This window comes from Dokdonia sp. 4H-3-7-5 (assembly GCF_000212355.1).
In the GTDB taxonomy this organism is placed as follows: domain Bacteria; phylum Bacteroidota; class Bacteroidia; order Flavobacteriales; family Flavobacteriaceae; genus Dokdonia.
Genome location: NC_015496.1, coordinates 3333721 through 3349320, shown reverse-complemented (window position 1 = coordinate 3349320; position 15600 = coordinate 3333721). Strand labels below are relative to the sequence as shown.

General features: G+C 37.6%; 12 protein-coding genes. 11 read left to right on the top strand and 1 reads right to left on the bottom strand.

Translation table 11 applies throughout. The features are described 5' to 3' along the window. The first annotated feature begins 300 nt into the window (after positions 1 to 300). The 10 genes from guaB (at position 301) to KRODI_RS14760 (ending at position 12891) form a co-directional block, all read left to right on the top strand. Positions 301 to 1773 (top strand): IMP dehydrogenase, encoded by a 1473-nt coding sequence (guaB, locus tag KRODI_RS14805; RefSeq protein WP_013752437.1) that lies wholly within the window; start codon positions 301 to 303, stop codon positions 1771 to 1773. 156 nt (positions 1774 to 1929) lie between these two features. Continuing rightward, the gene (locus KRODI_RS14800; RefSeq protein ID WP_013752436.1) at positions 1930 to 3564 is read left to right on the top strand and encodes a CTP synthase; all 1635 of its coding nucleotides are present in this window, start codon (positions 1930 to 1932) and stop codon (positions 3562 to 3564) included. Positions 3565 to 3646: 82 nt separating this feature from the next. Further along, the gene (gene yidC / locus KRODI_RS14795) at positions 3647 to 5533 is read left to right on the top strand and encodes a membrane protein insertase YidC (RefSeq protein ID WP_013752435.1); all 1887 of its coding nucleotides are present in this window, start codon (positions 3647 to 3649) and stop codon (positions 5531 to 5533) included. 186 nt (positions 5534 to 5719) lie between these two features. Continuing rightward, complete coding sequence (locus KRODI_RS14790; RefSeq protein ID WP_013752434.1) at positions 5720 to 6229, top strand: RNA polymerase sigma factor; 510 nt, start codon at positions 5720 to 5722, stop codon at positions 6227 to 6229. Next, positions 6216 to 6659 carry a hypothetical protein gene (locus KRODI_RS14785; RefSeq protein ID WP_013752433.1) on the top strand — a complete coding sequence of 148 codons (444 nt, stop codon included), beginning with the start codon at positions 6216 to 6218 and terminating at the stop codon, positions 6657 to 6659. The genes KRODI_RS14790 and KRODI_RS14785 overlap by 14 nt, the downstream gene beginning before the upstream one ends. A 20-nt stretch (positions 6660 to 6679) precedes the next feature. Next, positions 6680 to 7216, top strand: coding sequence for a DUF4252 domain-containing protein (locus KRODI_RS14780; RefSeq protein ID WP_041295737.1), 537 nt, complete (start codon positions 6680 to 6682; stop codon positions 7214 to 7216). A 1-nt stretch (position 7217) separates the two neighbouring features. Continuing rightward, positions 7218 to 7766, top strand: a complete 549-nt coding sequence (locus KRODI_RS14775) for a DUF4252 domain-containing protein (RefSeq protein WP_013752431.1) — start codon at positions 7218 to 7220, stop codon at positions 7764 to 7766. Positions 7767 to 8081: 315 nt separating this feature from the next. After that, on the top strand, positions 8082 to 10478 hold the full coding sequence (locus KRODI_RS14770) for a zinc-dependent metalloprotease (protein WP_013752430.1): 2397 nt from the start codon (positions 8082 to 8084) through the stop codon (positions 10476 to 10478). Positions 10479 to 10563: 85 nt separating this feature from the next. Beyond that, on the top strand, positions 10564 to 11592 hold the full coding sequence (locus KRODI_RS14765) for a threonine aldolase family protein (protein ID WP_013752429.1): 1029 nt from the start codon (positions 10564 to 10566) through the stop codon (positions 11590 to 11592). 192 nt (positions 11593 to 11784) lie between these two features. After that, positions 11785 to 12891, top strand: coding sequence for an OmpA family protein (locus KRODI_RS14760; protein WP_013752428.1), 1107 nt, complete (start codon positions 11785 to 11787; stop codon positions 12889 to 12891). A 157-nt stretch (positions 12892 to 13048) separates the two neighbouring features. On the opposite strand, the gene KRODI_RS14755 is transcribed toward KRODI_RS14760, so the two are convergent. Further along, the gene (locus KRODI_RS14755; RefSeq protein WP_013752427.1) at positions 13049 to 13372 is read right to left on the bottom strand and encodes a YbaB/EbfC family nucleoid-associated protein; all 324 of its coding nucleotides are present in this window, start codon (positions 13370 to 13372) and stop codon (positions 13049 to 13051) included. Between the two features lie 121 nt (positions 13373 to 13493). Between KRODI_RS14755 and KRODI_RS14750 the strand changes: the two genes are divergently transcribed. Then, positions 13494 to 15554: a S9 family peptidase gene (locus KRODI_RS14750; RefSeq protein ID WP_013752426.1), complete on the top strand. Its 2061-nt coding sequence runs from the start codon at positions 13494 to 13496 to the stop codon at positions 15552 to 15554. The last annotated feature ends 46 nt before the right edge of the window (positions 15555 to 15600 follow it).

The window sequence follows — 15600 nt, the reverse complement described above, 5'->3', positions numbered from 1 at the left end:
AGTAGAAAGAATGTTGGATAATCGTAAATAATTGTTAATCAGTTTGTTTGTATTTAGATTGAGTAAGAATAGCTAGCACATACTAGATGTTGTTGCTAGTGGATTATTATAGAAAATTAGAATAAGCTAGTCCGGTTTAAAGCATCGAGGCTGTTAATTATTAGATTACAATTGATTCCCTTACATATTGAGGAATAAAATGTATCTTTGCATGCAATTAATTGTTAGCGTGGATTTATAGTTTATTCGCTTTCGCGAAAGCGTAATAATCCACTCTCACTTCTTAAAACAATAATTGCGATGACTGCACACGAGAATAAAATCTTAGGAGAAGGACTTACGTACGATGACGTACTATTAGTACCAGCATTTTCTGAAGTACTTCCAAGAGAGGTTAGTATACAATCAAAATTTACCCGTAATATAACACTTAACGTACCTATTGTCTCTGCGGCAATGGACACAGTGACAGAAAGTCGTATGGCAATAGCTATAGCGCAAGAGGGTGGAATAGGCGTGTTGCATAAAAACATGACGATCGAGGAGCAAGCCATTAAAGTGCGCAAAGTAAAGCGTGCCGAAAGTGGGATGATTATCGATCCAGTTACATTACCTCTTGAATCAAATGTAGGCGATGCAAAAGCAGCCATGAAAGAGCATAGCATAGGAGGTATTCCTATTGTTGATGATGCTGGGAAATTGATAGGTATCGTGACCAATAGAGATTTACGTTTTGAGAAAAACAATGATCGTCCGGTAAGCGAAGTAATGACTTCAGAAAACCTCGTTACAGCTGCCGAAGGAACATCACTACAACAAGCAGAAGAAATTCTGCAAAATCACAAAATTGAAAAACTACCTGTAGTTACAGATAGCAATACACTTATAGGTCTCATCACTTTTAGAGACATCACAAAACTTACTTTAAAGCCTAACGCAAATAAAGACATCTATGGTAGACTGCGTGTTGCAGCTGCGATAGGTGTAACTGGAGATGCTGTTGAGCGTGCAGGTGCATTAGTAAAAGCGGGAGTAGATGCTATTGTTATAGATACTGCTCACGGTCATACTAAAGGTGTGGTAGAGGTCTTAAAGTCTGTTAAAGCATCTTACCCAGATCTAGATTGTGTAGTAGGAAACATTGCAACTGGAGCTGCTGCAAAATATCTTGTAGAAGCAGGAGCAGATGCGGTAAAAGTAGGTATAGGTCCGGGATCTATATGTACTACGCGTGTAGTAGCAGGTGTTGGTTTCCCACAATTTAGTGCAGTACTTGAATGTGCCGCAGCTATTAAAGGAACAGGAGTTCCAGTAATTGCAGATGGTGGAATACGTTATACAGGTGATATCCCTAAAGCAATTGCTGCAGGAGCAGATTGTGTGATGCTAGGATCTTTACTTGCGGGAACTAAAGAATCACCAGGAGAGACTATTATCTATGAAGGGCGTAAGTTTAAGTCTTACCGTGGAATGGGTTCTGTAGAAGCAATGAAACAGGGATCAAAAGATCGTTACTTTCAGGATGTAGAGGATGATATTAAAAAACTAGTCCCAGAAGGAATTGTAGGTCGCGTACCATATAAAGGCGAACTGAATGAGAGTATCCACCAGTTTGTAGGTGGTCTTAGAGCAGGAATGGGATATTGCGGAGCTGGAAGTGTAGAGGCACTGAAGGAAAATGGACAATTCGTAAAAATCACGGCTAGTGGTATCAATGAAAGTCACCCACACGATGTGACAATTACAAAAGAAGCACCTAATTACTCTAGATAAATAGGCTGCTTTTATTAAAGCATAACATAAATTACAAAAGGCAATCCAGCTTAGGATTGCCTTTTGTTTTGATTAAATAAACGGGTCAAGTGTCTTAAAGTCTCCTTAAAATCTTGTACTTTTACACCCCGTAAACGAACTACAGAAAAACCTTCAATGGCATCTACAAAATACATTTTCGTAACGGGCGGAGTTTCTTCTTCTCTAGGTAAAGGTATCATCGCTGCATCGCTAGCTAAATTACTTCAAGCCAGAGGCTACAGAGTTACTATCCAAAAATTAGATCCTTATATAAATATTGATCCAGGTACTTTAAATCCTTATGAGCACGGTGAGTGTTATGTAACAGATGATGGTGCTGAGACAGATCTTGACCTAGGTCACTATGAACGTTTTCTTAACGTTCCTACATCACAAGCAAATAATGTCACTACAGGACGTATCTACCAAAGCGTTATCGATAAAGAACGTCGTGGAGAATTCCTTGGTAAAACGGTTCAAGTAATCCCTCACATTACTAATGAAATCAAGGAGCGTATCCAGATTTTAGGTAAAAGTGGAGATTATGATATCGTTATAACAGAAATAGGTGGAACCGTAGGTGATATCGAATCACTTCCATATATAGAGAGCATCAGACAACTTAAGTGGGAATTAGGAAAGCAGAATTCGTTAGTAATTCACTTAACGCTTATTCCTTTCCTAGCAGCAGCAGGAGAGCTTAAGACTAAGCCTACACAACATAGTGTAAAAACACTTATGGAAAGTGGTATCATGGCAGATATCTTAGTATGTCGTACTGAGCATGAATTAGGGTATGAGCTTAAGTCAAAACTTGCTCGTTTTTGTAATGTAGAGCAAGAAGCAGTGATAGAGTCTAGAGATGCAAGCACGATTTATGATGTTCCTAATCTTATGCTAGAGGAAGGGCTTGATCTAATTTCCCTTAAGAAATTAGATCTTTCAGATACCACACAACCAGAGCTTACTGGATGGAATGAGTTTATTGCAAAACATAAGAACCCAAAATCTACAGTTACTATTGGATTGATAGGGAAGTATGTAGAGTTACAAGATTCCTATAAATCTATACTTGAATCGTTCATTCATGCAGGTGCAGAAAATGAGGTAAAAGTAAAGATAGAAAGCATACATAGTGAGCATATTACTCCAGACGTCATCAAAAATAAAATAGCAAAACTAGATGGTGTTCTTGTGGCGCCAGGTTTTGGAGAACGTGGTATTGAGGGTAAAATCAAAGCGGTACAGTATGCTAGAGAGCATAAAATTCCATTTTTAGGAATCTGTCTTGGTATGCAAATGGCAGTGATAGAATATGGTAGGAACGTTTGTGGTCTTGAAAAAGCAAACTCTACAGAGATGGATGCAAATACTCCGCATCCAGTAATTGGTTTGATGGACGAGCAAAAAAACATCACAGAGATGGGAGGTACCATGCGTTTGGGAGCTTGGGCTTGTAAACTGGAGCCTAACAGTATTGTGAGTGATGTTTATGGTGAGGAAGTAATTATGGAGCGTCACCGTCATAGATATGAATTTAACGATGCATACCGCGAGCAGCTAGAAAAAGCTGGAATGAAAATCACTGGAACAAATCCAGACACTGGACTTGTAGAAATTATAGAAATAGAAGACCACCCATGGTTTGTGGGAGTGCAATATCACCCAGAATATAAGAGTACGGTTTCAAATCCACATCCATTATTTGTGGCATTTGTAAGAGCAGCTGTAAGTTATGCTCAAGATAGTACGCGTGCCACTATGTCATAAATTTTAATAATGGAGGCAGAATTGCTTTGAGAAAATCACGCTTTCGCGAAAGCGTAATAAAAACACTACCTAAATACAATTGATGAAAAAGAACTTCGACACAAATTCTCTTATCGGAATGCTCCTAATGGGAGGGATTCTAGTATGGATTATATATTTTAATAAGCCTACCCCTGAAGAAATAGAAGCACAAAAAGCAGCACAAACAGAACAACTTCAAGAAACTGAAGATGATGTTGCCGCACTGCCAGTAATGGATGCTGCGCCTGCAATTGCGACAGATTCTTTAAGTAATGTAGCATTACAAAATAGATTAGGAACATTTGCTTACTCTGGTTCGCTCCCATCTGCAAAGGAAGGAGCAACCACTACCATTGCAAATGATGTATTGGAGCTTAAAGTAAGTAATAAAGGAGGTTATATTACAGAAGTAAAACTGCTTAAACACAGTACTTTTGATTCAATTCCTGTATACCTTATTAAGGATGGAAATAGCCAATTTAATGTAAGTTTTAGTACTGCAGATAATCGTAATCTTAATACAAAGGATTTGTTTTTTGAGCCTACGTTATCAAAAAATGGAGGGAATGACGTCCTCTCTATGAAGCTTAAAGTTTCTCCAAGTGAATACTTAGAGTATCGTTATGAGCTTAAAGAAGGAGATTATATGATGGATTTTGGGATGAAGTCTCAAGGGCTTTCTTCTCGTTTAAATACGTCTAACCCTATGCGCATGCAGTGGGACTTTAAAGGAATGCGCCACGCACGTAGCCAGTCTTACGAAAATAGATACACACGTCTTACTTATAAATATGAAGAAGATAAGACAGATAAGTTATCTCCAGCAGGAGATGACGATGAGATAGAAGAAGATCTTGTATGGATGAATTATCGCCAGCACTTCTTTAGCTCAATGCTTATCTCTAAGACTCCATTTAAAGAAGCAAGATTATCATCTACCGATTTATATAAGGAGGCAGACGATAGAGATGAGGCAACTATTTTTACAAAAGAATACAAGTCTGATGTATTGCTAGAAGCAAAAAATGGTGAGCTAGATTACGCCATGCAGATGTACTACGGTCCTACAGATTATACAATCCTAAAATCTTATGATCAAGGTCTTGATGAGGCAATGCCATTAGGATGGGGAATCTTTGGGTTTTTAAACAAATACTTAGTAATTCCGTTTTTTGCATTCTTAACTGGATTCTTACCAGCAGGAATTGCAATTATCGTAATGACTATTTCAATCAAGTTATTGTTGTCTCCAGTACAGTACAAGCAATATACTTCTCAGGCTAAAATGAAAATCTTAAAGCCAGAGATTGCAGCAATTTCAGAGAAGCATAAGGACAATGCAATGAAAAAGCAGCAGGAAACAATGGCGCTTTATAGCAAAGCTGGAGCGAGTCCCGCCGCAGGTTGTCTACCAGCGTTATTACAGATTCCTGTGTTTTATGCGCTGTTTACATTTTTCCCATCTGCTTTTGATTTGAGAGGAAAGAGCTTCTTATGGGCAGATGATTTATCTAGCTATGATGAGATTGCAAAGCTTCCGTTTGAGATTCCTTTTTATGGAGATCACGTGAGTTTATTCCCAATACTTGCAGCAGTTACTATTTTCTTCTCAATGAGGTTAACTACAGGTAACCAGCAAATGCAACAACCTACGCAAGAAGGAATGCCAGATATGAGTAAAATGATGAAGTACATGATGTATTTCTCTCCACTACTTATGCTTGTTTTCTTTAACCAGTATGCAAGTGGATTGAGTTTATATTACTTCATATCAAACCTTCTTACGATTGGAATTATTTTGGTAATCAAAAACTTCATCATTGATGAGGAAAAGATTAAAGCAAAAATTGAAGTAAAAAAGGCTAAGCCTAAAAAGCAAGGTAAATTTGCTAAGAAAATGCAACAGATGATGGAGCAGGCAGAGCAACAACAAAAAGGAAAGAAATAATACGCTTTAGTATTACTACTTCATAATTACTAGGAAATCCCGTCTTTATTGAGACGGGATTTCTGTTTTTATTCGAGAGTTGTTTGTGATTGTATCACGTTTTCGCGAAAGCGAAATAAAAATTCTTATCCCCATTGTAACAAAAGTAATACTGCTTCGTCTTCCTTATAACTAACCAATTAATCGATGGACCAACATAAGTTCATAAATCTTGTAACTCCTTTTAAGGATAAAGTGTACCGCGTTGCAAAGCGGTTGCTCGTATCTGACGATGAGGCTCAAGATGCTACGCAGGAAGTACTACTGCGTTTATGGACAAAGAGGTCCGACATAAAAAAATATCGAAGTGTTGAAGCATTTGCGATGACGATGACAAAAAATTATTGCTATGATAAGCTTAAAGCAAAAGGAAGCAATAATCTTAAAATCGTTCATAACAATTACGAAGATCACTCAGGAAATACAAGTAAGCATATAGAAGTTGCAGATGAGGTAGCTTGGGTTTTTAAACTCATGGAAGATTTACCAGAGCAGCAACGACTTATTGTACAAATGAGAGATGTTGAGCAAATGGATAACGCAGAGATTGCTGTGATACTTGAGATGAATGAAACTGCTGTAAGAGTTGCATTGTCAAGAGCTCGCAAAAAACTAAGAGAAGAATTGATTAAAAAACGAAACTATGGAATCTCATAATATAGAGAAGCTACTAGATGGTTACTTTGAAGGAGCAACTACACTTAAGGAAGAGCAGGAGTTGAGAACTTATTTTACAAGTGACCATGTGGCGCCGCACTTAGAAAAATATGCTAGCATGTTTACGGCATTTAGTGTCGCTTCAAAGGAAACTTATGATGCACAAATAGTGCTACCTCATAAACAACGATCAAAGTCTATTTATAGATTTGCAGCCAGTGCTGCAGCTGCAGTTATTGTGGGACTAGTATTATGGACGCAAAATACACAGGTAGATGCTAGTATTTCTACTAATTATGAGAATGAAGAACTAGCCATCTTAAAAACAAAACAAGCACTTGGGATGATGTCCCAAATGATTAATCAAAGTACTACGCAGCTGGAGGTGGTGCAAGAATTTGATAAGGCATCGAGCACTTTATTTAAATAAAAATTCAAATTAAAAATATTATGAAAAAGTCAATAATGTTAGTGGCATTTGCCCTCGTAACTTTAGTAGGTTACGCACAAAGTCCTTTTGATAAATACGAGGATGTAAAAGGAGTTACTTCTATAGTAATGAATCAAAAGATGTTTAAGCTGCTTAGTAAAGTAGACCTTAACTCATCTGACCCAGAAATGCAAAAGTATATCAACCTTGTAGACAATCTTGAGAATGTAAAGATGTACACAAGTACAAATACGGGAGTAATGGACCAGATGAGCGGAACGATGAAGAGCTACATTACAAGTAGCAATCTTCAAGAGCTCATGAGAGTAAAGGACGATGGTAAGAATGTAAAATTTTATTACAAGGAAGGTAGTAGTGAAGATTATGTAAAAGAATTTGTAATGTTCTTAAATGGGGATATGGATGGTGAGAAACGTGCTGTATTCTTTCAAGTAACAGGAAACATTGATCTCAAGCAAATTTCAAAACTTGCACAAGATTTAGACTTTAAAGGTAGTGATGCCCTTAAAGAAGTAGGTAACGCAAAAAAATCGTAAGATGAACACATTTATAAAAGTAACCATCACTGCAGTGCTAGCTGTTGTTACACTGGCCAGTTGTAGTAATAAGCAGTCTTTACAAGAATATTATGTAGATAATCAAGAGAATGGAGATTTCATTCTTGTAGATGTACCTACAAGCCTACTTGGTAAGAATGTAGAAGCATTGACAGAAGAGCAGCAAAAGGTTTTTAAGACCGTGCGTAAGATCAATCTTATGGCATATCAAACAAAATCTGGAGACACTGCAGCAATGCAGATAGAGCGTGATAAAGTAAAAGATATCCTTACCTCAGATGATTATGAAGAGCTTATGAAAGCTTCTGGAGATATGGGGCAAATGCGCCTATATTTTAAAGGAGAAGAAGAGGCTATCGATGAAGTAATTTTCTTTGGTGCAGATGATAATAAAGGTTTCGTTCTAGCTCGTCTATTAGGTAATGACATGAATATAGGAGATATGATGCGTATGGCAGAGTCGCTTAATAAGAGCGATATAGATGTATCTCAATTTGGCAGTATTATGGAAGTTTTTGAAAATCAGTAATGATCAAAAAATGTTGAACGCATGAGTCCTATTTGGCGATAGGCTTTCCATATATAAAGAGCATCCCTTGGGGTGCTCTTTTTTTTGTTTGTAGCATATGGGTATTATGTATTATGCATCTGGGTTTCCCGCTTTCTGTTGCAATTCCTCGCGCCGGCTGTGCCAGGCAGCTGTGGGATTTACACGACAATCGGGGCTAGCTTGTAGGGTGTTGTGTGTCTCTAATATATTTAGCCAGATGATATCAGCTATTTTGATATTTGGATTTACTTTTTTGAGCTAAACATGTATCTTAGACAACCTTAACAACAATCCATGAAAAAATATCTAATTCTTACCGTTAGCCTGCTTGTCGCAAGCTCTGCGTTCGCACAATTTTTAGAAACAAAAAAGGACCTCGTTACAGAAAAAGGTTTCTTCACTCTTCACTATGATGAGAGCGAGGATAAAGTATATGTCGAAGTTGACAAGCTGGATGAAGAGTTTTTATACGTTCACTCCCTTCGTACAGGTTTAGGAAGTAATGATATCGGGATTGATAGAGGTCAACTAGGAGGAACTGCTGTGGTAAAATTTCAAAAGGCAGGTAATAAATTATTATTAGTCCAACCTAACTTGAAATACCGAGCAAATACGGATAACGCCTTAGAGCGTAGATCTATAGAGGAAGCATTTGCAAAGTCGGTGCTGTTTGGGTTTCCTATTAAGGAAACAAAAGGAGCGAAGTACCTTATTGATTTTACACCATTTTTACTAGAAGACACTCATGGAGTGGCTGCTAGATTAAAGCGAAGCAAGGAAGGAACCTATAAACTTGATAAAACTAGAAGCGCGATGTATATGGAACGCACAAAAGCATTTCCAGAAAACACAGAGTTTGAAGCGCTACTCACGTTTAAGGGAACTCCTACTGGCAGAAACATAAGAAGTGTAGCTCCAGATGCGAGTGCACTCACAGTGGTGCAACATTACTCATTTGTAAAATTACCAGATGATAATTATACACCTAGACGTTTTGACCCAAGAGCTGGAAATATTTCTACCACATACTTAGATTATGCAACACCTATACAAGAGCCAATTGTAAAGCGTTATGCAAATCGTCATCGTTTAGAAAAGAAAGATCCTGCGGCAGCAGTAAGTGAGGCGGTAGAACCTATCATATATTATCTAGACCCAGGTACTCCAGAACCTGTTCGTTCTGCATTGTTAGAAGGTGCTAGCTGGTGGAATCAAGCCTATGAAGCTGCTGGTTTTAAAGATGCTTTTCAAGTAAAAATGTTACCAGAAAATGCAGATCCTATGGACGTGCGATATAACGTTATACAATGGGTACACCGCAGTACAAGAGGATGGAGTTATGGAGCAAGTGTTACAGATCCACGTACAGGTGAGATTATCAAAGGTCATGTAAGTTTGGGGAGTCTGCGCATTCGTCAAGATTTCCTTATTGCTCAAGCGCTTATGAATAAGCCTTTTGCCGAAAGAGATGATAATTATAAGCCTATGCTAGAAATGGCACTAGCTAGAATACGCCAGCTAAGCGCTCACGAAGTGGGGCATACCATAGGTTTTGCTCATAACTTTGCTGCCAGCACAGAAAATAGAGCAAGTGTGATGGATTATCCTCATCCTACGCTTACATGGGCTGGTAATGAAGTAGACTTTTCTAATGCCTATGCCACTGGAATAGGAGCTTGGGATAAAGTAACAGTTAACTATAGCTACGGAGTGGCTCCTCAAGGAACATCAGAAGAGGTCTTTCTTGATAATATACTTACTACCGCAGAAAAGGCCGGATTACGATACATTACAGATAGCGATGCAAGAGCTCAAGGAGGAGCACATTATAAGGCCCATCTTTGGGACAATGGAACAGATGCCGCAGAGGAGTTAGAAAAAATGCTTGTACTTAGAAAAGGTGCGATTTCAAACTTTTCTATAGACAACATCCGCACAAACGAGCCATACTCAATGCTTGAAGATGTTTTTGTCCCTTTATATTTCTATCACAGATATCAAACCGAAGGAGCAGTAAAGATGATAGGAGGTCTTGATTATAACTATGCTGTTAAAGGAGATAATAATCTCAAAGTAACAGAAACACTTACGCCCAATGAGCAGCAGAGAGCTTTAAAAAGTGTTTTAAAGACACTTACCGCTAGCGAACTAGCAATTCCCAAAGATAAATTGGCTTTATTTCCACCTAGAGCGCAGGGATATTCTCGCTCTAGAGAAAGTTTCAAAAGCAATGATGGAGTAGCATTTGATGCACTAGGCGCAGCAGCAACAGCTAGTGATATGACATTGAGCTTGTTATTACATCCAGAACGTGCAAACAGGCTAGTACAACAGAAGGCCTTAGATAATAAGCAAATGGGGTTAGATGGTATGCTAGATTCCTTAGTTGAGACTACACTTTTTTCAAAAGAATCAGATAGTTACCGCAAAGAGGTACAGCAAACTATAAATTACAATGTATTAAAGCACCTAATGAACCTTGCAAATCATACAAATGCGATACCTCAAACTAAGGCTTTTGCAAAAGCACAGTTAAAAGAGGTGATGTCAAAACTAGGTTCAAAATCTCCTGATGCTAATGCAGCATTTATGGTCGATGAGATTAAAGACTTTTTAAAATCACCAGAGAAGTTCAAAGTTCTTCCTTCGCCTAAGATTCCTGATGGATCGCCGATAGGGTGTTTTGAGTAACATTTTCGCGAAAGCGTATACATTTATAAAACAATCATAATGGAGATTAACCAATGGTCTCTATAATTAATACCTATATTTTTTGATGAAAATAGATTTACGTTCTGATACAATTACAAAGCCTACGCCTGAAATGCTTGATTATATGATGCGTGCAGAAGTGGGTGACGATGTTTATAAAGAAGATCCTACGGTAAATGAACTTGAACAGCGCGTTGCAGAGATGTTTGGGATGGATAGTGCACTTTATTTTCCTACGGGAAGTATGACTAATCAAGCTGCCATAAAAATTCATACACAACCTGGTGAACAACTCATTGCAGATAAGTATGCACATGTTTACAATTATGAAGGTGGAGGAGTATCTTTTAATAGTGGAGTGTCGTGTAAGCTTATAGATGGTAATCGTGGGTTAATAACTGCAGCACAAGTCGAGGAGTCTATAAATCCACCAGATTTTTATCATAGTCCGCTCACAACATTGGTCTGTTTAGAAAACACGACTAATAAAGGGGGTGGAGCTTGTTATGATCTAGAGGAGATTGTGAAAATAAAAGAGGTTTGTGATACCAATGGGTTAGGCTTGCATCTAGATGGAGCACGTCTATGGAATGCGCTTGTTGCTACTGGTCAAACAGCTAGCTCTTATGGTGAACTGTTTGATACCATTTCTGTATGTCTATCAAAAGGGCTTGGTGCTCCTATGGGGTCTGTTTTAGTAGGTAAACAACAGTTTATGAATAAGGCTATGCGCGTACGTAAGGTGCTAGGAGGAGGTATGAGACAAGTGGGCTTTATGGCAGCTGCTGGATTATATGGGCTAGATCACCATGTCGAAAGAATGAGTGATGATCACGCTAAGGCAAAAGATATTGCAACGCTACTTGAATCGCTATCCTATGTGAAATCTGTAGAGAAAACAGAGACCAATATTTTAATATTTAATTTAAAAGAAACCACTGATGAAGCTGCTTTCGTTAGTTATCTTTTTGATAATGATGTCATTATAAGTAATATGGGGCATGGTAAGTTGAGAATTGTTACTCATTATGATTACAATAATTCATCTCACAAGCTTGTTTTAGACGTTTTGAAGAGATTTGATAATGCCTAGTATTTTCAAAAATGTGCATCAATATTCGTACAATTAACAAGGATGTAATTTTTTATGTCTTTCATCGGCAGTAATTTACTTTTCATCAGAAAAATAAATTCTTAAAAAAAAGTTAACGCTTTTGTTAATGAAACCTTCTATTTTCGTACTTTGAAATTGAAATTCACCATATTAACTTAAACTATCAACATTATGAAGAAAATTTTATTTTTATGTGCCTTTGTAAGTTTTGCATTTGCAAATGTGCAAGCACAAGATTTACCGAGCAACCCTGAGCCAGGAAAATGTTATGTACGTTGTACTACTCCTGATATATATGAGACTCAAAGTGTACAAATTCAAAAGACTCCTGCTTACAAGGTTCTTAAGGTAGTACCCGCTCAATACGATACAGTAACTGAGCGTGTTATGGTAAAAGAAGCTTCTAAGCGTCTACGCGTAATTCCAGCTACTTACAAAACTGAAACAGTAACTTATGTAAAAAGTACTTCAGGTTCTTCTTTAAGAATAGTTCCTGCATCTTTTTCTAATGATACTGAAACGATTGAAGTAAAATCTGCATATGCGCAGTGGGAATTAGGTGCTCCAGCTCCTGATTGTGCTTCTTCTAACCCTGACGATTGTCGTTACTGGTGTTACAAAGGATACCCAGCAGAATATACTACGGTATCCAAGCGTACATTAGCATCTGATGCTACTGTTCAATCTACACCAGGAGGTTCTGCAAACGGAACTTATACTGTAAGAGTAATTGATCAACCAGCGAGTGTAGTTGAGGAAGAAATCCCAGCTGAGTTTGCGACTATAACTAAGACTGTAATGGTAAAAGATGCAACTACAACTGAAGAAGTTGTTGCTGCTACTTTTGATACTGTATCTAAAGAAGTTCTTAAGCAGAAAGGTGGACTTACTACATGGAGAGAAGTTGAGTGTGCTCTTGTTGAGTACCAAGCACTCCCTATCAACTGGAATACTAACTCTGCAACATTAACTCCTGCTGCAAAGAGCATCATTGACACACGTCTTATGCCATTATTAGCTCAAAACCCAGGTGTAAAATTAGAGATTGCTTCACATACTGATTCTAGAGGAGCTTCTTCTTCTAATCAAGATCTTTCTGAGCGTCGCGCGCAATCAGTAGCAAACTACCTTATTTCTAAAGGAGTTAACAATAGTCTTCTTGTAGCAAACGGATTTGGTGAGCGTAAGCTTAAGAACCGTTGTGCAGATGGTGTTTCTTGTACTGAGCGTCAGCATGCTGACAACCGTCGTACTGAATTCCGTCTTATCAATAACTAAGACTTTATAAAACATTAGCTAACCAGCCCAATGTTAAAGCGCCTTCGAAAGAAGGCGCTTTTTTTGTATATAATATTATAATCTTTATAGATAGTGTGCAAAAAAAATCCAATCACTTGAAAAGTGATTGGATTTTGATATTAATTAAATAATTCCTCTATTTGAACATATCCATTCCTGGGATGTTAGGCATTCCTTCCTTGGCTACAGCTGCCATTTCTGTATCGTGGATGCTTTGTGCTTTTTCTAGCGCTTTATTAAGCGTTAAGATTAAATAATCTTCTAGTTGCTCCTTATCTTCAAGTAGACTGTCATCAAGGTGGATTTCCTTTAAACGCCCGCTTGCAGTTACTGTTAGTTTTAATAAATTATCAGATGACGACTCATCTACAAGTACAGTTTTAAGACGTTCTTTTGTTTCCTCTGCTTTTACTTTTGCTTCTTGGAGTTTCCCCATTAAGCCCATCATATCTCCAAACATAGTTTTGTGTTTTATATTAAGAATACAAAGTTATTAAATGATTATGAAGCTATTTACAAGAACAGAAAATAGTTAAGCTTGTGCGTTGTATTTTTGTAAGCATTTTATAAAATAAATTACTTTGACAAAGCACATATTCCCTCCAGTAGCCAAAAAGATTCCAGTACAATTAGAAAAGCATGGAGATATCCGTACTGATGACTATTTCTGGATGAAAGAGCGCGATGCTCCGGAGGTTCTTGATTATTTAAATCAAGAGAATGAATATTATCATAAACTTACAGAGCATACAAAGGACTTTCAGAAATCACTTTTTGAAGAAATGAAAGGTCGTATTAAAGAAGATGATTCGTCGGTACCTTATAAGCACAATGGTTTCTGGTATTACCGTCGTTTTGAGACTGGAAAAGACTATCCACTATATTGTAGAAAAGAAGCTACCTTGGATAGTGAAGAGATTATTGTATTTGATAATAATAAAATGGCAGAAGGGCATTCTTATTTTAGTCAAGCTAGTTATGCCGTATCTGAGGATAATATGATTGCTGCTTTTGGGATAGACACGGTAAGTAGAAGGCAATATACAATCAGGTTTAAAAATCTTAAGACTGGAGAAATTTATCCAGCTGAAATCAAAAACACCACTGGAGGCGCTGTTTGGTCAAATGATAATAAAACGGTTTATTATTCTAGAAAAGATGAAGAAACCCTGAGATCTAATCAAATATTTAAGCACACCTTAGGAACAGATCCTAGTCAAGACGAACTTGTTTATCAAGAAAATGACGAGACGTTTTATACCTATGTTTTTAAATCTAAGTCTAAGGATTACATTATGATAGGTTGTGACAGCACGATGACGAGTGAATTTCGCTTTGCATCTGCAGCAGAAGGTACTACAGATTTTAAGGTTTTTCAAGAACGTACAAGAGGGCTGGAGTATGCAGTGTCTCATTATGACGATTCTTTTTATATACAGACTAATAAAGATAAGGCGACCAACTTTAAACTCATGAAAACCCTAGTATCTGCTACTGGAATGGAAAATTGGGTAGACATAATCCCTCATCGAGATGATACCTTGCTAGAAGATGTAGAGATTTTTAAGGATTTTCTTGTGGTAAGTGAGCGTAGCAATGGTTTGAATAAAATACACATCAAGCGATGGGATAATTCAGAAAGCTATTATTTGCCTTTTGATAATGAAACATACGACGCTTATCCTACCACAAATATCGATTTTGATACTCAGATTTTACGATATGCTTATAATGCGCTTAATACACCTGCGTCTGTTATAGATTTTGATATGGTCACTCAAGAAAAAGTGGTCCTTAAAGAGCAAGAGGTATTAGGCGGAAACTTTGATAAAGATAATTATAACATGGAGCGCATCTGGACAATAGCTCAAGATGGAGTTAAGGTTCCAGTATCTATAATCTACCACAAAGACACACAACTAGATGGTACAGCTCCTTTGTTACAGTATGCCTATGGAAGTTACGGTAGTACTACAGATCCTTCTTTCTCAACAATAAGATTATCTCTTTTAGATCGTGGTTTTATTTATGCCATCGCACACGTAAGAGGAGGTGAGTATTTAGGAAGAATGTGGTATGAGGATGGAAAGTTGCTCAAGAAAAGAAATACGTTCACAGATTTTATTGATGTTTCAAAACATTTGATAAGTAACTCTTACACTTCGGCTAGTCATTTATATGCTTACGGAGGTTCGGCAGGAGGATTATTGATGGGTGCAATTGTAAACATGGCGCCAGAGCTTTATAATGGAATTATTGCAGCCGTACCTTTTGTAGACGTTGTGACAACCATGCTTGACGATACCATTCCGCTTACCACAGGTGAGTATGATGAGTGGGGCAATCCTAATGAAAAGGAGTCCTATGAGTATATGAAGAGCTACAGTCCTTATGATAACGCTTTCGCGAAAGCGTACCCAAATATATTTGTTACCACAGGATACCATGATAGTCAAGTGCAATATTGGGAACCTGCAAAGTGGGTAGCGAGACTAAGAGAAACGAATCAAGCTGATACAAAAATCATGTTTCATTGTAATATGGATGCAGGTCATGGTGGTGCTTCTGGACGATTTGAAGCATTAAAAGAAATCGCCGAAGATTATGCCTTTTTACTTGACTTAGAGTCTATTACTCAGTAAGTGGGTAAAACGCTGTTTATAACTGTATGATATTGAACTAGTGTAG

Excerpts from the sequence above, each read along its gene's own strand:
- guaB (WP_013752437.1), top strand. The coding sequence starts at position 301 with ATGACTGCACACGAGAATAAAATCTTAGGAGAAGGACTTACGTACGAT.
- KRODI_RS14800 (WP_013752436.1), top strand. The coding sequence starts at position 1,930 with ATGGCATCTACAAAATACATTTTCGTAACGGGCGGAGTTTCTTCTTCT.
- yidC (WP_013752435.1), top strand. The coding sequence starts at position 3,647 with ATGAAAAAGAACTTCGACACAAATTCTCTTATCGGAATGCTCCTAATG.
- KRODI_RS14790 (WP_013752434.1), top strand. The coding sequence starts at position 5,720 with ATGGACCAACATAAGTTCATAAATCTTGTAACTCCTTTTAAGGATAAA.
- KRODI_RS14785 (WP_013752433.1), top strand. The coding sequence starts at position 6,216 with ATGGAATCTCATAATATAGAGAAGCTACTAGATGGTTACTTTGAAGGA.
- KRODI_RS14780 (WP_041295737.1), top strand. The coding sequence starts at position 6,680 with ATGAAAAAGTCAATAATGTTAGTGGCATTTGCCCTCGTAACTTTAGTA.
- KRODI_RS14775 (WP_013752431.1), top strand. The coding sequence starts at position 7,218 with ATGAACACATTTATAAAAGTAACCATCACTGCAGTGCTAGCTGTTGTT.
- KRODI_RS14770 (WP_013752430.1), top strand. The coding sequence starts at position 8,082 with ATGAAAAAATATCTAATTCTTACCGTTAGCCTGCTTGTCGCAAGCTCT.
- KRODI_RS14765 (WP_013752429.1), top strand. The coding sequence starts at position 10,564 with ATGAAAATAGATTTACGTTCTGATACAATTACAAAGCCTACGCCTGAA.
- KRODI_RS14760 (WP_013752428.1), top strand. The coding sequence starts at position 11,785 with ATGAAGAAAATTTTATTTTTATGTGCCTTTGTAAGTTTTGCATTTGCA.
- KRODI_RS14755 (WP_013752427.1), bottom strand. The coding sequence starts at position 13,372 with ATGTTTGGAGATATGATGGGCTTAATGGGGAAACTCCAAGAAGCAAAA.